This is a genomic window from Mesorhizobium sp. P3_B5 (assembly GCF_056402815.1).
In genome coordinates this window covers 714,333-734,191 of record NZ_JBFUGR010000002.1, presented here as the reverse complement: position 1 = coordinate 734,191, position 19,859 = coordinate 714,333, and the positions used below count along the sequence as shown (strand labels likewise).

General features: G+C 63.9%; 16 protein-coding genes. 7 read left to right on the top strand and 9 right to left on the bottom strand.

The features are described from left to right. Positions 1-88 precede the first annotated feature (88 nt). The 3 genes from AC1DVW_RS08450 to AC1DVW_RS08440 all read left to right on the top strand — a co-directional run bounded on the left by AC1DVW_RS08450 (position 89) and on the right by AC1DVW_RS08440 (position 3,224). Positions 89-1,012, top strand: a complete 924-nt coding sequence (locus AC1DVW_RS08450; RefSeq protein ID WP_477241709.1) for a sulfite exporter TauE/SafE family protein — start codon at positions 89-91, stop codon at positions 1,010-1,012. Beyond that, the gene (locus AC1DVW_RS08445; RefSeq protein ID WP_477241707.1) at positions 1,012-1,803 is read left to right on the top strand and encodes a TIGR02186 family protein; all 792 of its coding nucleotides are present in this window, start codon (positions 1,012-1,014) and stop codon (positions 1,801-1,803) included. The genes AC1DVW_RS08450 and AC1DVW_RS08445 overlap by 1 nt, the downstream gene beginning before the upstream one ends. 164 nt (positions 1,804-1,967) lie before the next feature. Further along, entirely contained in the window at positions 1,968-3,224 is a 1,257-nt protein-coding gene (locus AC1DVW_RS08440) for an Hsp70 family protein (protein WP_477275463.1), read from the top strand. A gap of 6 nt (positions 3,225-3,230) precedes the next feature. Here AC1DVW_RS08440 and AC1DVW_RS08435 read toward each other — a convergent pair whose 3' ends face one another. Then, complete coding sequence (locus AC1DVW_RS08435; protein WP_477275465.1) at positions 3,231-4,121, bottom strand: LysR substrate-binding domain-containing protein; 891 nt, start codon at positions 4,119-4,121, stop codon at positions 3,231-3,233. Between the two features lie 279 nt (positions 4,122-4,400). Between AC1DVW_RS08435 and AC1DVW_RS08430 the strand changes: the two genes are divergently transcribed. The 3 genes from AC1DVW_RS08430 to AC1DVW_RS08420 are packed head-to-tail and all read left to right on the top strand — an operon-like array spanning position 4,401 to position 9,003. After that, positions 4,401-7,331 (top strand): molybdopterin oxidoreductase family protein, encoded by a 2,931-nt coding sequence (locus tag AC1DVW_RS08430; protein ID WP_477275467.1) that lies wholly within the window; start codon positions 4,401-4,403, stop codon positions 7,329-7,331. Then, positions 7,328-8,062, top strand: coding sequence for a 4Fe-4S dicluster domain-containing protein (locus AC1DVW_RS08425; RefSeq protein ID WP_477241699.1), 735 nt, complete (start codon positions 7,328-7,330; stop codon positions 8,060-8,062). The genes AC1DVW_RS08430 and AC1DVW_RS08425 overlap by 4 nt, the downstream gene beginning before the upstream one ends. Positions 8,063-8,067: 5 nt before the next feature. Continuing rightward, positions 8,068-9,003, top strand: a complete 936-nt coding sequence (locus AC1DVW_RS08420) for a dimethyl sulfoxide reductase anchor subunit family protein (RefSeq protein ID WP_477275469.1) — start codon at positions 8,068-8,070, stop codon at positions 9,001-9,003. A gap of 3 nt (positions 9,004-9,006) precedes the next feature. On the opposite strand, the gene pdeM is transcribed toward AC1DVW_RS08420, so the two are convergent. The 5 genes from pdeM to AC1DVW_RS08395 all read right to left on the bottom strand — a co-directional run bounded on the left by pdeM (position 9,007) and on the right by AC1DVW_RS08395 (position 15,181). Continuing rightward, the gene (pdeM, locus tag AC1DVW_RS08415) at positions 9,007-9,723 is read right to left on the bottom strand and encodes a ligase-associated DNA damage response endonuclease PdeM (protein ID WP_477322346.1); all 717 of its coding nucleotides are present in this window, start codon (positions 9,721-9,723) and stop codon (positions 9,007-9,009) included. A gap of 13 nt (positions 9,724-9,736) precedes the next feature. Then, positions 9,737-12,256 carry a ligase-associated DNA damage response DEXH box helicase gene (locus tag AC1DVW_RS08410; protein ID WP_477322344.1) on the bottom strand — a complete coding sequence of 840 codons (2,520 nt, stop codon included), beginning with the start codon at positions 12,254-12,256 and terminating at the stop codon, positions 9,737-9,739. 199 nt (positions 12,257-12,455) lie between these two features. Continuing rightward, positions 12,456-13,316 (bottom strand): C40 family peptidase, encoded by an 861-nt coding sequence (locus AC1DVW_RS08405; RefSeq protein WP_477322342.1) that lies wholly within the window; start codon positions 13,314-13,316, stop codon positions 12,456-12,458. Positions 13,317-13,392: 76 nt separating this feature from the next. Beyond that, a complete protein-coding gene (locus AC1DVW_RS08400) occupies positions 13,393-13,743 on the bottom strand; it encodes a MarR family winged helix-turn-helix transcriptional regulator (protein WP_477241691.1) in 351 nt (116 codons plus the stop codon). A gap of 73 nt (positions 13,744-13,816) precedes the next feature. Then, positions 13,817-15,181, bottom strand: a complete 1,365-nt coding sequence (locus AC1DVW_RS08395; RefSeq protein WP_477322340.1) for a leucyl aminopeptidase family protein — start codon at positions 15,179-15,181, stop codon at positions 13,817-13,819. A gap of 129 nt (positions 15,182-15,310) precedes the next feature. On the opposite strand from AC1DVW_RS08395, the gene AC1DVW_RS08390 reads away from it, so the two are divergent. Continuing rightward, the gene (locus AC1DVW_RS08390; protein ID WP_477322662.1) at positions 15,311-16,132 is read left to right on the top strand and encodes a tetratricopeptide repeat protein; all 822 of its coding nucleotides are present in this window, start codon (positions 15,311-15,313) and stop codon (positions 16,130-16,132) included. A gap of 130 nt (positions 16,133-16,262) precedes the next feature. Here AC1DVW_RS08390 and AC1DVW_RS08385 read toward each other — a convergent pair whose 3' ends face one another. From AC1DVW_RS08385 to AC1DVW_RS08375, 3 genes are read right to left on the bottom strand one after another with little or no spacing between them, the layout of a single operon-like run. Continuing rightward, the gene (locus AC1DVW_RS08385) at positions 16,263-17,276 is read right to left on the bottom strand and encodes a type II secretion system F family protein (protein ID WP_477322338.1); all 1,014 of its coding nucleotides are present in this window, start codon (positions 17,274-17,276) and stop codon (positions 16,263-16,265) included. Positions 17,277-17,288: 12 nt separating this feature from the next. Then, complete coding sequence (locus AC1DVW_RS08380) at positions 17,289-18,302, bottom strand: type II secretion system F family protein (RefSeq protein WP_477322336.1); 1,014 nt, start codon at positions 18,300-18,302, stop codon at positions 17,289-17,291. Between the two features lie 29 nt (positions 18,303-18,331). Further along, positions 18,332-19,834, bottom strand: a complete 1,503-nt coding sequence (locus tag AC1DVW_RS08375; protein WP_477322334.1) for a CpaF family protein — start codon at positions 19,832-19,834, stop codon at positions 18,332-18,334. Positions 19,835-19,859 lie beyond the last annotated feature (25 nt).

The following is a 19,859-nucleotide window of genomic DNA, read 5'->3' as shown; positions in this document are numbered from 1 at the left end:
CTTGCCGGCGCAAGAACAATTTAGCTTTTCGGCGCAAAATGCCCGCAACGGTTGCATTCGCCGAGGGCACACTGATCGAGACTGACGGGTGGGCATCTATCTCCCGATCGCGGAAATTTCCGTCAACGTCTTCGTGCTGCTGGCCATGGGCGCGGCGGTGGGTTTCCTGTCGGGTATGTTCGGGGTGGGCGGCGGCTTCCTCATCACCCCGCTGCTGATCTTCTACAACATTCCACCGGCGATCGCGGTCGCCACCGGCGCCAACCAGGTCATCGCCTCTTCCTTCTCCGGGGCGCTGTCGCACATGAAGCGCGGCACGCTCGACTTCAAGCTCGGCGGCGTGCTTCTGGCCGGCGGCATCGTCGGCTCCACTGGCGGCATCTTCGTCTTTGCCTTCCTGCGACGGCTTGGCCAGCTCGACCTGTTCATCTCGCTGCTCTATGTCGTGCTGCTCGGCACCGTCGGCGGGCTGATGCTGGTCGAGAGCGTCAATGCGCTGCGTGCCACCCGCAGTGGTGCCGCACCGGTGCTGAAGAAATCCGGCCAGCACAACTGGATCCACCGGCTGCCGCTGAAAATGCGCTTCCGCGCCTCGAAACTGTTCGTCAGCGTCATCCCGGTGCTGGGCCTTGGTGCCGGCATCGGCTTCCTGTCGTCGATCATGGGCGTCGGCGGCGGCTTCATCATGGTGCCGGCGCTGATCTATCTCCTGAAAGTGCCGACCAATGTCGTCATCGGCACCTCGCTGTTCCAGATCATCTTCACCTCGGCCTACACCACGCTGGTTCACGCCACGACCAACCAGACCGTCGACGTCATGCTCGCCTTCCTGCTGATGGCCGGCGGCGTCGCCGGTGCGCAATATGGCGCCAAGGCCGGGCAGAAGCTGCGCGGCGAACAGCTCCGCGCGCTGCTGGCGCTGCTGGTGCTGGCGGTCGCCATCCGGCTTGCCATCGACCTCTTCGTCACGCCGCCCAACCTCTACTCGCTGACCGCCGCGGGCGTTAGCTGATGGCGGGGTTGAAGACGTTCGTGGCCGCTGCATTTCTGTCGCTGCTCGCCGCCACCTCCTCAGCAAACGGGCAGACACTGCCGACCGAGAGCATCCAGATCGGCCTGTCGACCGATGCCGTGTCGATCACCGCCGGCTTTTCCGGCGCTGACCTCACCATCTTCGGCTCACTGGAAAACGCCGACCCGCTGGTCGCGCGCCAGGGCCGCTACGACGTCATCGTCGTGCTCGAAGGGCCGGCGCGGCCGGTGGTGGTGCGCCGCAAGGACCGGGTGCTCGGCGTCTGGGTCAATCTGCAGTCGGAAACCTTCGAGAACGTGCCGATGTCCTATTCGGTAGCAACGACGCGCCCGCTGCAGGACATCACCGAACCGAACAGCTACAAGCAGTTGTCGCTCGGCGCCTCCAACCTCTACATGCAGCCGACCGACGAAGGTGACAGCCCGGCGACGATCGAAGAATTCACGACAGCGCTGCGCGAGCGCAAGTCGGCGACGGGGCTCTACAGCGAAAATGTCGGCGGCGTGCAGTTCCTGTCGCAGAACCTGTTCCGCGCCACGGTGCGACTGGCGCCGAATGTCCCGGTCGGCACCCACAAGGCGCGGGCCTTCCTGTTCAAGAGCGGCCTGTTCATCAAGGAAAGCTCCGCCCAGCTCGAGATCCGCAAGTCGGGTTTCGAGCAATCAGTCTTTCGCGTCGCCCATGATTACTCCTTCCTCTATGGCGTCTTTGCGGTGTCGCTGGCCATGGTGACAGGCTGGCTCGGAAGACTGATCTTCCGGCGCGATTAGGATCGGCTTTCTCCGAAAAACGGTTTCCCTTTTGAGGGTCATGCGCTAGACCGCGCTCTCCCAGCCACCCGGCACATACAAACAATTCGGTTCGGTAGAGCAGTCCGGTCCCCGGATGCGCGCTTTCCCATGGCGCTCGCCAAAGGCAATTACAGGAACAGGCCATGCGACCAGCATTCGGCGGTATCGACTTCGGCACGTCAAATTCCACCGTGGGCGTGGTCAGGAACGGCCAACCGCGGCTGGTGGCGCTGGAGGACGGCCAGGTGACGCTGCCAAGCGCGGTGTTCTTCAATTTCGAGGACAACCGCACCTATTACGGCCGCCACGCCATCGCCAACTACACTGACAGCATCGAAGGCCGCCTGATGCGCTCGCTGAAGAGCGTGCTCGGCAGCTCGCTTGCCCGTGAAAAGACGCGCATCAAGTCGCGCTCGATCGGTTTCATGGAGATTGTCGGGCTGTTCCTGGGACATCTGAAGAAGCGGCTGGAGGAAGATGCAAAGGACACGGTCGAGAGCGTGGTGCTCGGCCGTCCGGTGCAGTTCGTCGACGATGATGCCGCGGCGGATGCCAAGGCCGAGGGTGAACTCGAACACGCCGCCCGCGCGCAAGGCTTCAAGCACATTGCCTTCCAGTTCGAGCCGATCGCAGCCGCGCTCGACTACGAGCAGAAGGTGGCGAAGGAGGAGCTGGCGCTGATCGTCGACATGGGCGGCGGCACGTCGGACTTTTCGATCGTACGGGTCTCGCCTCAGCGCGCCCGCTCGCTCGATCGGAAGGACGACATCCTGGCCAGCCGCGGCGTCCATATCGGCGGCACCGATTTCGACCGGCTTTTGAGCATCGCCCATGTGATGCCGCAGCTCGGCTATCTGACGCCGACCAAGGACGGCAAGCGCAATCTGCCGGCCAGCTACTTCATCGATCTGGCGACATGGCAGCGCATCAACCTGGTCTATACTGCCAGGGCGATGACGCATCTGCGCCAGATCCGCTATGAGGCCGAACGCGCCGACCTGGTCGACCGCTTCATCCACATCGTCGAGCACCGTTACGGGCACGCGCTGGCGGCGCTGGTCGAGAAGGCCAAGATCGAGCTGACCGACCGGTTATCGACCGATGTGACGGTCGCGCTGTCGGGGGTAAAGTTCGCCGCCGAAATCACGCGAGCCGGGCTGGAATCAACGATTGACCGGGACATCGAGCGGGTGACCGCCACGGTGGCGCAGACCATTCAAGATGCGCAGGTGAAACCGTCCGACATCACCGCGGTCTTCCTGACCGGCGGATCGACGGCCATCCCGCTGGCCAGGCAGCAGATCCTGGCGCTGGTCCCGCAAGCATCAGTCATCGAAGGCGACATGTTCGGCTCGGTCGGGCTTGGCCTGGCGTTGGATGCCCAGCGGAAGTTCGGCTAGCGCAGTCTATTCCGGCACTTTCGTGCCCAGATGCGCCTTGAGCGCCATCTGCGCGAGGCTCGCCTGCCTGTCGCGGTGGGTGATCATGGCGAAATCGCGCTTCGGCAGGTCGATCGGCACCGCGCGCAAACTGCCCTCGGCAACCGCGCGCGCGACGACGAGTTCCGAGATGATGGTGGCGCCGGCGCCGGCCTCGACCGCCTGACGAATGGCCTCGTTGCTGGGCAACACCAGAAATATCTGCAGCTCGGCGAACGAAATCCCTTCGCGACCTGCAATATCCTCCAGCACCTCGCGCGTTCCCGAGCCGGCTTCGCGGATGATCCAGCGCAGTCCTTTGATGTCGGGATGCCCGTGCGACAGTTCGGCGATCTCGGGATGCGAACGCCCCACGACCAGAACCATGCAATCGACGTCGACCTTGGCGCGTCGAAGAATGTCGGATTCGGTGCGCCCCTCGACCAGGCCGAAATCCGCTGTGCCGTCGAGAACGTTGGTCTCGACCTGCCTGGTGTTGCCGATGGTGACGCTCAGCCTGACGGCGGGGTAGGCTTCGTGGAAGGTGGCCAGCCGGCGCGGCAGCCAGTAGCTGGCGATGGTCTGGCTGGCGGCTATCGACAGGCTGCCTGATATCGTCTGCGAGACATGCTCCAGCACATTGTTGGCGGCAGCGGCGCGCTCGAGAACGGCCTTGGCCTCGGGCAGGAACCTGAGCCCGGTCTGCGCCAACTCGATGTTGCGGCCGACCCGGTTGAACAGTTTTACGCCGTGCTGCTGTTCGAGCGAGCGGATGGCGGCCGACGCCGCCGACTGGGAGATGCCCAGCAACTCTGCCGCCCTGGTCATATGGCCGCGCTCGGCGACGGCGACGAAGATGCGCAACTGATCGAGAGTCATGACGAATTAAGAAACAAATTCGATCGGAATTACAAGAGCAACTTGTTAGACAGATCGATTGCTTTGTTCTAAGTTTCTGCTCGGAATTGGAAAAATATCGCGGCTGAGTCGCGAGGGTTAGAAATTGATGGGGCGGTTCAAGTCTTTGTTCGCACACTGGACGCGCAGCCTGAGGCGGCGCGTCGCCGGCGAACGCTACCACCCTGAGCAGCACTATATGCGCGGTCCCGGACCCAAGACGAGAGCCAAGAACGCGGACCGCAAAAGCGCGCCCGGATCATGAGGCACGCAGCGCCACGCGGCGCCAATTCCGCACCGTCGCAACGGCCGCTTGCCGACACGCGCGCACCCGACGAGGGCGATGGCGTCGACACCTCGCCCAGCATCTCCGACAGCATCGCCAAGACCACCTGCTATATGTGCGCCTGCCGCTGCGGCATCGACGTCCACCTCAAGGACGGCAAGGTCCGCTACATCAACGGCAACAAGGACCATCCGGTCAATCGCGGCGTGCTGTGCGGCAAGGGCAGCGCCGGCATCATGCAGCACTACAGCCCGGCGCGGCTGAAGAAGCCGCTGTTGCGCAGCGGCCCGCGCGGCTCGGGCGAGTTTCGCGAAATCGAATGGGAAGAAGCGCTTTCCATCGCCACTGACAGGCTTTCCAACATCCGCCGAACCGATCCCAAAAAGCTTGCTTTCTTCACCGGGCGCGACCAGTCGCAATCGCTGACCGGCTGGTGGGCGAGCCAGTTCGGCACGCCGAACTTCGCCGCCCATGGCGGCTTCTGCTCGGTCAACATGGCAGCCGGTGGCCTCTACACGATCGGCGGCTCGTTCTGGGAGTTCGGCGAACCCGATTGGGACAACACCAGATACTTCATGCTGTTCGGCGTCGCCGAGGACCATGATTCCAATCCGATCAAGATCGGCTTGGGCAAGCTCAAGGCGCGCGGCGCCAAGGTGGTTTCGATCAACCCGTGCCGCACCGGCTATAACGCCATTGCCGATGACTGGATCGGCATCCGGCCCGGCACCGACGGGCTGTTCGTCTTCGCGCTCATCCATGAATTGCTGAAAGCCGGCCGCGTCGATCTCGATTATCTGCTGCGCTACACCAACGCTCACATGCTCGTCATCCAGGACCCGGGCGCTGCCGATGACGGCCTGTTCGTGCGCGACGGCGACGGCAATCCGCTGGCCTGGGACAGAGTGGCGAAGACGCCAGTCAACGCCACCGACGCCGAGGCGAAACCGGCGTTGACCGGCAGTTTCACCATAGACGGCCGCCGCTGCGTGCCTGTCTTCCAGCTTGTCGCCGACCGCTATCTCGAGGAAAGCTACGCGCCGGATGCGGTCGCCGCACGCTGCGGCATCCCTGCCGACACGATCCGGCGGATCGCCGCCGAACTGGCGCATGTCGCCTTCGAGCAGACCATCGAACTGCCGATAGCGTGGACCGACTGGGCCGGGCGTCAGCACGAGACGATCAAGGGGCGGCCGGTCTCGATGCATGCGATGCGCGGCATCTCGGCCCATTCGAACGGTTTTCATACATGCCGCGCCATCCATCTGCTGCAGGTGCTGCTCGGCACGGTGGATGTTCCCGGCGGATTTCGCTTCAAGCCGCCCTACCCCCGATCGGCGCCGCCGGAATTGAGGCCCGCCGGCAAGAATGTCAGGCCGATGATGCCGCTCGAGGGCATGCCGCTCGGTTTCGTCTGCGGGCCGGACGATCTGCTGGTCGATGATGCCGGCGTGCCCGTTCGTATCGACAAGGCCTATTCCTGGGACGCGCCGCTTGCCGCGCATGGCCTCATGCACACGGTGATCCGCAACGCCTGGGCCGGCGACCCCTACAGGATCGACACGCTATTCATGTACATGTCGAACATGGCCTGGAACTCGTCGATGAACACCGTCGAGACGATGGCGATGCTGACCGACAGCGATGAAGACGGCAACTATAGGATTCCCTTCATCATCTATTCCGACGCCTATTATTCCGAGACCGTGCCGTTCGCCGATCTGGTGCTGCCGGACACCACCTATCTCGAACGGCATGACTGCATCAGCCTGCTCGACCGGCCGATCAGCCATGCCGACGGGCCGGGCGATGCGATCCGTCACCCGGTGATCGAGCCGGACCGCGACGTCAGGCCGTTCCAGACGGTTTTGATCGAGCTCGGCGCGCGGCTCGGCCTGCCCGGTTTCGTTAATGACGACGGCACGGCCAAATACCGCGATTATGCCGACTACATCGTCAACCATGAACGCACGCCGGGCATCGGCCCGCTTGCCGGCTGGCGCGGCAAGGACGGGACCTCGATCGGCAGAGGCGAGGTCAATCCTGACCAGTTGCAGCGCTACATCGACAATGGCGGCTTCTGGCATCACGATTTTGCCGACGACCAGCGCTACTACAAGATGGCCAACCGCTCCTATCTGGACTTCGCGGAAAGCATGGGTTTCATCCCGAAAGCCGAGCCGATCGTCTTCCAGCTTTATTCCGAGCCGCTGCAGCGTTTTCGCCTTGCCGCGCGCGGCCATGGAAAGGTGCTGCCGCCGGAAGCCGAGCGCGGCCGCATCGAGACCTATATGGACCCGCTGCCCTTCTGGTACGCGCCTTTCGAAGAGGCATCGGTCGACCTGCAAAAGTATCCGCTGCATGCACTGACGCAGCGGCCGATGCACATGTATCACTCCTGGGGTTCGCAGAACGCCTGGCTGCGGCAGATCACCAGCCAGAACCGGCTGTTCGTGCATCACCAGACTGCGGCCGGCCTCGGGCTGGTCGATGACGACTGGGTGTGGGTCGAGAGCATCAACGGCAAGGTCAAGGGACAGATCAAGCTGGTCGACGGCGTCAATGCGGATACGGTCTGGACATGGAACGCCATCGGCAAAAGGCGCGGCAGCTGGGGGCTGAAGGACGATGCGGCGGAATCCAACCGCGGCTTCCTGCTCAATCACATCATCGGCGACCAGACTTCTGCCGACGCCAACGGCAAGCGCTATTCGAATTCCGACCCGGTCACCGGCCAGGCGGCATGGTTCGACCTGCGCGTGCGCATCGTCAAATGCGCGACCGAGGAAGCCGGCTTCACCGAGCCGCAATTCGAGCGTTTTCAGCAGCCGCCGCATTTCGAGCCTTCGCCCGACAAGCTGACTTTCGGGGCCGAATTCCGCCGAGCAAGAGAGGCCGCCGAATGACCTGTCTTCCCGCACATACCGACAAGAAGCTCGGCCTGGTGATCGACCTCGACACTTGCGTCGGCTGCCAGGCCTGCGTCACCGCTTGCAAGGAATGGAACACCGGCGGCCACATGGCGCCGCTGACCGACATCGATCCCTATGGCGGCAACGTCGACGGCGTCTGGTTCAACCGTGTCCACAGCTACGAGCACACAACGGAGATGGGCGGGCGCACGGTCAATTTTCCACGCTCCTGCCTGCATTGCGAGACGCCGGCCTGCGTCACCGTCTGCCCGACCGGCGCCTCCTACAAGCGAGCCTCGGACGGCATCGTGCTGATCGACGAGGACAAATGCATCGGCTGCAAATTGTGCAGCTGGGCCTGCCCCTATGGCGCGCGCGAATTCGACACCGATGTCGGTGTGATGAAGAAATGCACGCTGTGCGTCGACCGCATCTACAATGACAATCTGGCGGAGGAAGACCGCGTGCCGGCCTGCGTCGCCGCATGCCCGACCAGCGCCCGGCATTTCGGCGATCTCGGCGATCCGCTGTCGGCGGTCTCGCTGCTGGTGGCCGAGCGTGGCGGCGTCGACCTGATGCCGGAGATGGGCTACAAGCCGACCAACAAGTACCTGCCGCCGCGCGCCCACACCACACGCGCCGCATCGGTGGCCGCACCGGCGCTCGAAACCGTGCGGGCCGAGGGCGGGTTCCTTGGCTGGGTCGACCGCATGCTTTCGAACTGACATCCATGCATCCAGCCTTTTCCGTCGTCTTCTTCACCACCGCCACGGGCGCCGGCTACGGCCTGCTCGCGCTGCTTGGCGTGCTCGCCGGCCAAGGGTTTATCCCGCCGGATTTCTGGCTGGGACTGGTCGGCATGGGATTGGCGCTTGGTTTGATCGCGGCCGGCCTGTTGTCGTCGGCCGGACATCTCGGAAGACCCGAACGCGCCTGGCGGGCATTCTCGCAATGGCGAAGCTCATGGCTGTCGCGCGAAGGCGTTGCCTCGGTCGCCACCTTTATCCCGGCAGGGCTGTTCGGCATCGGCTGGGTGTTTTTCGGCCGCACCGACGGCTGGGTGGCCATCGCCGGGGTGCTGTCGGCTGTCGGCGCGGTTGTCACTGTCTGCACCACCGGCATGATCTATGCCTCGCTGAAGCCGATCGCCCAATGGCACAGCCGCCATACCTTGCCGGCCTATCTGATCTTTTCGGCGATGACCGGCAGCGTGATTTTGAACGCGCTGCTGCGAGGGTTCGGCTTGGGCTCGACCATGCTTCTGGCATCTTCGCTGCTGCTGATCTTGCTTGGCTGGGGCTGGAAGCTGGCGACATGGCACTACAATGATGCGCTGGAAATCCCGACCAACGCCAACACCGCGACCGGGCTCGCGGGTGGTACGGTGCGGTCGCTTGAGTGGCCGCATACCGAGGAAAACTATTTGCTCAAGGAAATGGGCTTTCGCATTGCGCGCAAGCACAGCGTGCGGCTGCGCCAGATCACGCAGGTTCTGGCTTTCGCGCTGCCCGTCATGCTGCTGGTCGCCGCTTTCGCCTTGCCATGGCCGTTCGCGGCGGTGGTTTCGGCGCTCGCCGCCATCGCCCAATTCGCCGGCATGCTGGTCGAGCGCTGGCTGTTCTTCGCCGAAGCGAAGCACACCGTGACACTCTACTACGGTCGGTAGAGTTCAACCCGGCCGCAGCATCGAGCGGGAGATGGCGAAGATGCGGTCGCTGCCGAGCATGTAGGCCATCAGCGTCTCCAGCCGGAACAGCCCGGCATAGGCGCGGTCGAGTACGTTGAGCGAGCCGGTATAGGCGCCGAAAGCCGGCATGATCATACGGCCGCCGTCGCCGGCAAAGCAGCGCCGCCGCACCGAGCGGCCACGCTGGACGATGCGGGCGCAGGGATGCAGGTGGCCGGCGACTTCGCCTTCCACCCTCACCGCTGAAGGTTCGTGCCGAAACAGCAGCGACCCTATGGCCAGTTCGCGCACGGTTTCGCCGGGCAGGTCAGCCGGCGCATCCGGGTCATGATTGCCAGCGACCCAGAACCAGTCGCGGCCTGATATCAGCGCTTCCAGCCGCTCGCGGAAGCTTGCATGCATGCGCTCGGCGCCGCCGCCATCGTGGAAGCTGTCGCCCAGGCTGATGACGATCGTCGGCTGATAATCCGATATCACCGCCTGCAGCCGCAGCAAGGTCGCGCCGGTGTCGTAAGGCGGGATGAGCGTGCCGCGGCGGGCGAGCGACGAGCCCTTTTCCAGATGCAGGTCGGACACCGCCAGCAACCTGAGGTCCGGGAAATAGAGCACGCCACGCGGATCGCAGACCGCGCGCTCGCCGGCGATGCCGACCATGTCGGCCTCGGCGATCAGCGATGCGCGTGCCAGCGAAAAATTCATCTCAATCCAAAACTCATCTTTGGCCCATCGCCTCCTCGACCAGATCGGCGGCTTCCATCAACAGCGATTCATTGGCGCCGCCATTCACCGACTCCTTGCCTATCTCGAGCATGATCGGCACCGCCAGCGGCGAAATCTGGTCGAGATGCTTATGCATGATTCGACCACGGACACGCGAGAGCATCTCGGCAAGTCTGCTGACATCGAGCAGCCCGGACGAGGCGTCGGTGCGCGTCGCCTGCAGCAGAATATGGTCCGGCTCGTGGCTGCGCAGCACATCGTAAATTAGGTCGGCCGACACCGTCACCTGCCGGCCGCTCTTCTCCTGGCCGGGAAAGCGCTTTTCGATCAGCCCGGCGATTACGGCGCAATTGCGGAAGGTGCGCTTCAGCATCCAGCTGTCGTTCAGCCAGGCCTCGAGATCGTCCCCCAGCATGTCCTCGTCGAACAGAGCGGCCAGCGACGGCTTCTTCGCTTTGAACAACGCTGCCATGTCGTCCAGCGCCCAGACGGCCAGCGAATAGTCGGTGGCGACGAAGCCGAGCGGCCGAGCATTGGCGCGCTCCAGCCGGCGCGTCAGAAGCATGCCGAGCGTCTGGTGCGCCAGCCGCCCTTCGAAGGGATAGGCGACCATGTAGTGGCGGTTGCCGCGCGGAAAGGTCTCGACCAGCAGGTCGCCGCGCTTCGGCAGCACCGACTTTTCCTTCTGCAGGCGCAGCCAGTCGGCGACCTGTTCGGGCAGTGCCTGCCAGCGATCGCTGTCAGCCAGCATGCCGCGCACCTGGTCGGCGAGATAGGTCGACAGCGGAAACTTGCCGCCGGCATAGGACGGCACGATGATGTTGGCGCCGGCGCCGTTGGAGACGACGCATTCGTTTTCCCGGATGCCTTCGAAGTGCAGCACCTTGCCGGCGAACAGGAAATTGTCCCCGGGCCGCAACGTCTCGGCAAAATACTCCTCGATCTTGCCGAGCACCGGGCCGCCGCGCCCGGCCATGCCCCGTCCCTGCCTGACATAGCGGACATTGAGCTCAGGCATCTCGACGATGGTGCCAACGTTCAGCCGGTATTGCTGCGCAATACGCGGATTGGAGACGCGCCACAGCCCGTCCTTGGTCTGGCGAATGCGGGCGTAGCGTTCATAATTCTTTAGCGCGTAGCCGCCGGTGGCGACGAAATCGACGACGCGGTCGAACGTCTCGCGCTCCAGCCCAGCGTACGGCGCGGCACTGCGCACCTCTTCAAAGAGAAGATCGGCATTGAAGGGCGCGCCGCAGGCGACGCCCAGCACGTGCTGCGACAGCACGTCGAGCGCGCCATTGATCAGCGGCGGCGTGTCCTGCGCGCCGAGATAGTTGGCGTCCAACGCTGCCCGGCACTCCAGCACCTCAAAGCGGTTGGCCGGGATCAGGATCGCCTTTGACGGCTCGTCCATGCGGTGATTGGCGCGGCCGATGCGCTGCGCCAGCCGGCTGGCGCCCTTGGGAGCACCGACATGCACGACCAGGTCGACATCGCCCCAGTCGATGCCGAGATCGAGCGTCGAGGTGGCGACGATGGCGCGCAGCGCGTTGTCGCCCATTGCCTTTTCGACGCGCCGGCGCTGGCCGACATCGAGCGACCCATGATGCAAGGCGATCGGCAGCGAGTCCTCGTTGGACCGCCACAGCTCCTGGAAAAGCAATTCGGCCTGACTGCGGGTGTTGACGAACAGCAGCGTCGTGCGATGACGCTTGATCGCCTCATAGATTTCGGGAATGGCGTAGCGGGCCGAGTGCCCGGACCACGGCACACGCTCCTGCGAATCGAGGATGGAGATGTCCGGCCTGGCGCCGCCGGTGACGGTGATCAGCCCGGCCATAGCGCCCTGTGGGTTCTGGCTGACGAGCCAGCAGCGCAATTGATCCGGCTCGGCCACCGTCGCAGACAATCCAATGGTCTGCAGGCCAGGAACGATGCTGCGCAACCGCGCCAGCCCGAGCGCCAGCAGATGTCCGCGCTTCGAGATCACCAGCGAATGCAACTCATCGAGCACGACGAAACGTAGGTCTTCGAAGAAGCGCCTGGCGTCGGGTGCCGCGATCAGCAACGCCAGTTGCTCGGGCGTGGTCAACAGGATGTCGGGCGGCACCAGCTTCTGCCGCTGGCGCTTGTGCGCCGGCGTGTCGCCAGTGCGCGTCTCGATGGTGACCGGCAGGCCGATCTCTTCCACCGGCTTGCCGAGATTGCGCTCGATGTCGACGGCCAGCGCCTTCAGCGGCGAAATGTAGAGCGTGTGGATGCCGCGATGCGCCTGCCCCGGTTTTCGCCTGGGACGATTGGCGAGCTCGGTCAGCGAAGGCATGAACCCGGCCAGCGTCTTGCCGGCGCCGGTCGGCGCAATCAGCAGCACCGACTGCCCGGCTTGCGCCCTTGCCAGCAATTCGACCTGATGGGCGCGCGGCGACCAGCCTTTTTCCCCAAACCATCTGATGAACGGCTCGGGCAGGGCCACGGCGGCATTCTGTTCGGCAAGGCGCGGCTGCTCTGTCACCCGCCAGAGGTAGCGCGAGCGCGCGCAATCGCCAAGCAGAATCGGAACAAAAGGTGATCGAAGAGCGTCCCTCGCCCCGTTTAGGGGGAGAGGATGCCGGCAGGCAGGTGAGGGGCAGCGCGAACTTCCGAAAGCTCGCGCCGCCCCTCATCCGCCCGTCGGGCACCTTCTCCCCGTGAATGGGGCGAAGGAAGAGGCGCTAAGGCCGCCGAAACCCGGTCGGGGCACCATAGAGATAGCCGATGCGGGCGATCGCCTCTTTCAGCCCTTCGCGCGATACCAGCATGGTGTGGCCGTTGGCGTGGATCATTGTTTCAGGATCGGTCATGACCGCGACATGGCCCTTCCAGAACACAAGGTCGCCGCGCCGCAGCCCGGCAAAATCCGCGCCTGGATCGAGCGACTCGCCGAGGTTTGCTGCCTGCATGTCGGAATCGCGCAGCACGTTCCTGCCGGCCATGCGCATCGCCAACTGGACGAGGCCGGAACAGTCTATGCCGAAGCCGGAGGTGCCGCCCCAGAGATAGGGTGTGCCGAGGAAGGTCTCCGCAACCGCGACATAGTCGGCGGCAGCTTCAGCGACAGGCCGCAGATGGCCCGCGATGAGCGCCTCGCCGGAGGGCAGCAGCGCATAGTGCGTGCCGCGCGTTTCGGCGGCCCCCGTTACCGTGACTGTCGATCCCATCGACAGTTGGCCACTCAGCGGAAACCTGAGATCCGGACCGGGATAGAGGAAGGTGCGCGGTACCGAGACGATGTGGGTGGGCGCATGGTCGCGCCCGCCCAGCATTGTATCGGCGACATAGCCGACATAGCCGTCGCGCTCGGCCTGGATCCAGGCCCAGCCCTCGGCGACCTCGAAGACAAGGACGTCGTCGCCCAACAGAAGTTGCGTGTTAACGCCGGCATCGGGGCGCGGCGCCTTGCGCACATCGGCGACGGAGGCGGCAATGCGCGCCGGCCGGCCGGCGACAAAATGGTCCGCGACGACCTCGCCCTTCAGCCTTGCATCGGCGAGATCGGAGCGGAAGGCGTGAAGGCGGGCATCCCTGGCGGTCAAATCGGCAACTCTGTCAGATTGACTTGTTTGAGCATGATCTTTTCCGAAAACCGGTTCCCACTTTTCGGGATCATGCTTAGATGGGCAATTCGTGGGCTCGGGCGATGATACCATCGCCAAAGCGCTCGACAAAGAGCGCGCCTTCGACGGTGCGCTTGACCAGCACGTTGCGCTTGTCGAGTTCGTCGCGGTGGCGCGACACCAGTTTCAGCGCGCCCATCGTGTCGAGCGCCCGGGTGATGACCGGCTTGGTGACGGCGAGCCGGGCGGCGAGCCCGCGCACCGTATGCGGCGGCGGGTCAAGATAGATGGTGAACAGGATCGCGGTCTGGCGCATCGTCAGATCGGGCGCGTCCTCACGCACCTGCGACAGCATCACCTGCTGCCACAGTCGCAAAGCCTGGCTCGGGCGCATGGAAATCGACATCGCGCCAGCATGACGGCAAATTGTTTCGGTTCCGTTTCAGTCTTGGGTAACTTTGCTCGCTCTGCGCGCAAGGTTAGCCAAAGCGATTCGAGATGATCCGTTCCAGCGCGCGGATGGCTTGCGCCTCGCCGCCTGCCGGACCATACGGGCGATCGGACGGGTTCCAGGCGAAGATGTCGAAATGCGCCCAGGCAGCGGTCTTCTCTACGAAGCGCTTCAGGAAGAGTGCCGCCGTGATCGAGCCGGCAAAACCGTCCGTGGTGACGTTGTTGATGTCGGCGATCTTCGACGACAGTTTTGCGTCGTAGGGCCGCCACAGCGGCATTCGCCACAGCGGATCCTCGACCGCGACCGAAGCCGCCGCCAGGTCCGACGCCAGCTTGTCGTCATCGGTGTAGAAGGGCGGCAGATCGGGTCCGAGCGCGACACGCGCGGCCCCGGTCAGCGTCGCCATGTCGATGAGCAGCTGCGGCTCCTCGTCGTCGGCCAGCGCCAGGGCATCCGCCAGCACCAGTCTCCCTTCAGCGTCCGTGTTGCCGATCTCGACGGTGGTGCCCTTGCGGCTGGTAAGCACATCGCCGGGCCGGAAGGCGTTGCCGGCGATCGAATTCTCGACCGCGGGGATGAGCGCGCGCAGCCGGACCTTCAAGCCGGCGGCCATGATCATCGAGGCGAGGCCCAGCACGTTGGCGGCGCCGCCCATATCCTTCTTCATCAACAGCATGCCCGAAGACGGCTTGATGTCGAGGCCGCCAGTGTCGAAGCAGACGCCCTTGCCGACCAATGTCAGCTTCGGCGCGTTCTTCGGTCCCCATGCCATGTCGATCAGGCGTGGCGCACCCACTGAGGCGCGGCCGACCGCGTGGATCATCGGAAAATTCTGCTTGAGCAATTCGTCGCCCTTGATCACTGATATCTCGGCCTTGTGCGCCGCGGCCAGGGTCCGCACCGCCTTCTCCAGCTCGTCCGGCCCCATGTCGCTGGTCGGCGTGTTGACCAGGTCGCGGGTCAGGAAAACACCCTCGGCGGTGCGGCGAACACGCGCCGCATCGACACCGGAGGGCAGCTCGAAGCGCAGCGCCTTGCCTGGCTTCTTGCCATAACGCGTAAAGACATAGCCGCCGAGCACCAGCGCGATGGCGGCAAGTTCCGGCTCAGCCGGGGTGGTGGCGAAATACCAGTCGCCTTCCGGCAGGGCGCGCGCCAGCGCGCCGACTGCAAGCGCGCCGTCGTCATCGCCGGTACCGAATAGCGCGCCGGCAACAGCGCCGTTCTCACCAGGCATGACAAGCGTTCTGCCCGCCTCGCCGGAAAAGCCATTGGCGCTGGCCCAGGCGATCGAGGACGGCGCAAGGCCCGCCGCTTCCAGACCGCCTTTGGCGACCAGATGGACCGGCAACGCGGCCTTCGGTTTCGTTTCGACGAGTTCGACAGGCATTCGACGTTCTCCGCGCGCGGCTTTTCGAGTCGGCGTTTCTTAACTGTCCGTTAGGGTTAACAGAATATTTCTGCGGGAGGGAAGATGGCCAGGCAATGGCCACGCATATGAATGGAGACCCAGGTGCCCATGCCGACCAACCGCACAACGAACGCCACGGGAAAACGGTTGATCACCACGGCATTGATGATGGCACTAGCGGCCGGCGTTGCCGGTTGCGGCACCAGCAAGTTCACCACCGGCTCCATCGGGCGCACCAGCGGCAAGCCGCTGGAAACCATGTCGGCGGGCGAACTGCACACCGCCACGACCGCGCTCGGCGAATCCTATGCCCGAAACCCCGACGACAAGCGCATAGCGATAAATTATGCGGCGGCATTGCAGATGGACGGCGACGCCGACCAGTCGCTCGCCGTGATGCGCAAGCTGGCGATAGCGCTGCCGAAGGATCGCAGCGTGCTCGCCGCCTATGGCAAGGCGCTCGCCGCCAACGGCCAGTTCGAGCAAGCGCTCGACGCCGTGCGCCGCGCGCAGACGCCGGAATATCCGGACTGGCGGCTGGTGTCGGCGGAGGCCGCCATTCTCGACCAGCTCGGCCAGAAAGACGAAGCCCGCCAGGATTACCGCAAGGCGCTCGACCTCAAGCCGAACGAACCCTCGATTCTTTCCAATCTCGGCATGTCCTATGTGCTGGAGGGCGACCTTCGCACGGCCGAGACCTATATGCGTTCGGCCGCCCAGCAGCCGAACGCCGACAGCCGCGTGCGCCAGAACCTGGCGCTGGTCGTAGGCCTGCAGGGGCGCTTCGACGAGGCTGAGAAGATTGCTTCGCAGGAGTTGTCGCCCGATCAGGCGCAAGCCAATGTCGCCTACCTTCGCCAGATGCTTGCCCAGCAGAATGCCTGGAGCCAGTTGAAGGATCAGGACAAGACGAAGCCGGCGACCAACTGAGCGCAAACGCCTCTGCGTCAAACCGGCCAGGCCTCCAACTCTCAAGCATATGCCTTAAAATGCAAAAGCCGCGCTGCGTGAGCAGCGCGGCTTTCGTGTTGATTCGTGGCTTCGCAGATTTCGATGACGCCTACTGGCTGGCCTTATGCTGGTCGCCGAAGATGCCACGCTGGCTTACCTGCATGCCGGCGGGTCCCAGAATGATGGCGAAAAGCACCGGCAGGAAGAACAGGATCATCGGCACGGTCAGCTTCGGCGGCAGGGCGGCGGCCTTCTTCTCGGCCGCGTTCATGCGCATGTCGCGGCTTTCGGCGGCAAGCACGCGCAGCGCGTGCGCCACCGGCGTGCCATAGCGCTCGGCCTGGACCAGCGCCTGGGTCACCGACTTCACCGATTCCAGACCGGTGCGGTTTGCCAGGTTTTCGTATGCCTGCTTGCGTTCCTGCAGATAGGAGAGCTCGGCGTTGGTGAGGATGAATTCTTCCGCCAGCGCCACCGACTGGGCGCCGATCTCGTCGGCAACCTTGTGAAGCGCCGCCTCCACCGACATGCCAGACTCAACGCAGATCAGCATCAGGTCGAGCGCATCCGGCCACGCCATCTGGATCGACTGCTTGCGCTTGGCAGCACGATTGTTGACGTACAGGATCGGCGCATAGAAGCCGCCATAGGCGACGAGAATGCAGACGAACACTTTCACGAAAGGCGGCCGATCCGGCAGCCCGCCAAGCACGAACAGGTAGACGGCAGCCAGACCGAAGCCGACAAAGGGCAGGACCAGGCGGAAGAAAAGGAAGCGCGTCAGCGGGTTTTGTCCGCGAAAGCCCGCCACCTTAAGCTTCTGCAGCGTCCCTTCGTCGGCCAAAGCGCGCCTCAGATCCAGCCGGTCGACGATGTTGCGCATGCCGATCGATTGTTCCTCGCGCAGACCCTTGCGGCGGCGATCGGCTTCGGTGGCAAGCCGCGCGCGCTGTTTTGCACGCAATTCATCACGCTCGAGCGCCACCGATTTCATGCGCGCCTTGAGCTGATTGCCGCTAAGGGCGGGCAACAGCGTGAAGACGGTCGCAAACACCGCGATGCCGACCAGCAAGGCGATCAGGAAGGCGGGGTCGGTAAGGGATTTGACGACTTGGTCGGTCATTGGCGCGAAATCCTAGACTTCGAAGTTCATCATCTTGCGCATCACCAGGATGCCGATCGACATCCAGACTCCGGCGCAGCCGAGGATCAGATTGCCGGTGCTGGTGACGAACAGCGGCATGATATAGTTGGGGCTCGACAGGTAGACGAGAAGCGCGACGACGAAGGGCAGCGCGCCGATGATGACGGCGGAGGCCTTCGCTTCCATGGACAGCGCCTGAACCTTGGCCTTCATCTTCTTGCGGTCGCGCAGCACGCGCGAAAGATTGCCCAGCGCCTCGGAGAGATTGCCGCCGGCCTGAGACTGGATCTGGATGACGATGCCGAAGAAGCTTGCCTCGGTGCACGGCATCGTTTCGGCCATGCGCAAGGTGGCATCAGGGATCGACAGGCCCATCTGCTGGGAATCGACGATACGACGGAACTCGGTCCTGACCGGCTCGGGAGATTCGTTGGCGATCAGGCGAACGGCGTCGTTCAATGGCAGGCCGGATTTGACCGCACGCACGATGATGTCGAGCGCGTTCGGAAATTCGTTGAGGAAAGCCTTGACCCGGCGCGCGCGGCGAAACGAAACGAACCAGCGCGGCAGGCCGAACGCTCCGGCCAGCAACGCACCTGGCAAGGCCAGCGGCGGCGCACCGGCGAAATAGGCAAGAACCGTGAGCACGATGCCGCAGACAACGGAGTAGATGTAAAAGCGTTCCATGGAAACCTGCATGCCGGCCTGACGGATCTGGGCCTTCAGCGGCGGCTTCTTGACCATGCGGTCCTTGGATTTCTGCTTTTGGTCGAGATTTTTCAGCGAATCCTGAACGGTTTTCTTCCGCTTGACTGCTTCGGCGGCGCGATCGCGCGAAGCCTTGACGACGGACCTATCGGTCTCGGCGGTCTTGATCGTCTCAAGCCGCTTGCCGACCTGCTTCTCATTGGTGATGCGGGTGAACAGGAAAGCATAGGCGACCGCGCCTGCGCTGAAGCCGGCGAGCACGATGAATGCCAGTATGGTGCCGTCAATTCCGAACATTGATCAGAGCCCCTACGCCTCCAGATGCGTCAGTCAGCGCGCTTCTCCATGGACTCGAGCGCAGCGGCGAGGCGCTGTTCCTCGCCGTAGTAGCGCGCGCGATCCCAGAAATGCGGACGGCCGATGCCGGTCGACACATGCTCGCCCAGCAGCCTGCCATTCGCGTCCTCGCCCTTGATGTTGTAGAGCACGACATCCTGCGTGATGATGACGTCGCCTTCCATGCCAATCACTTCGGTGATGTGGGTGATGCGCCGCGATCCGTCGCGAAGGCGTGCCGCCTGGATGATGACGTCGATGGAACCGACGACGATCTCGCGCACGGTCTTTTGCGGCAGCGAGAAGCCGCCCATGGCGATCATCGATTCGATACGGTTCAGGCATTCGCGCGGGCTGTTCGAGTGGATCGTTCCCATCGAGCCGTCGTGACCGGTGTTCATCGCCTGCAGAAGGTCGAAGACTTCCGGTCCGCGCACTTCGCCGACGATGATGCGCTCGGGCCGCATGCGCAGGCAGTTCTTGACCAGGTCGCGCATGGTCACCTCGCCCTCGCCCTCGAGGTTGGGCGGGCGCGTTTCGAGACGGACGACATGCGGCTGCTGCAATTGCAACTCGGCCGAGTCTTCACAGGTGATGACGCGTTCCTCGCGGTCGATATAGTTGGTCAGGCAGTTGAGCAGGGTCGTCTTGCCCGAGCCGGTACCGCCCGAGATGACGATGTTGCAGCGGACACGGCCGATGATCTTGAGGATCTCGGCGCCCGACGGCGAGATGGCGCCGAACTTGACCAGCTGGTCGAGCGTCAGCTTGTCCTTCTTGAACTTGCGGATGGTGAGCGCGGTGCCGTCGATGGAGAGCGGCGGCGCGATGACGTTGACGCGCGAACCGTCGGGAAGGCGCGCATCGCAGATCGGGCTCGATTCATCGACGCGGCGGCCAACCTGGCTGACGATGCGCTGACAGATGTTGAGCAGCTGCTGATTGTCGCGGAAGCGGATGCCGGTCTGTTCGACCTTGCCGTTGACTTCGATGTAGACGTTCTTGGAGCCGTTGACCATGATGTCGGCGATGTCGTCGCGGGCAAGCAATGGCTCCAGCGGCCCGTAGCCGAGCACGTCGTTGCAGATGTCCTCGAGCAGTTCTTCCTGCTCGGCGATCGACATTGCGAAATTCTTGATCGCAATGATGTCGTTGACGATGTCGCGGATTTCCTCGCGCGCACTCTCGGGGTCGAGCTTGGCTAGCTGCGACAGGTCGATGGTGTCGATGAGCGCGGAGAAAACCTGGCTCTTGGTGTCGTAGTAGGTTTCGCTCTTTTCGCGCTGGACTCTTTTCGGCTCCGCCGCCAACGGCGGCGCCTCGACCGCGCGGCGCGCCGGCGGCGCAACAGCCTGAGGCGTTGCCGCAGGCCGGGCCAGAACCGCCGTTTCCGCAGTTGCAGCCGCCGGAGCTGCAGGGGCAGGTGCCGGTGCTGGCTGGCGGAACTCCGGGGTGAACCGGTTGCTGTCGTCAGAGCCTCTTTTACCAAACATGATCGACTACCAATTCCGCTTAAGG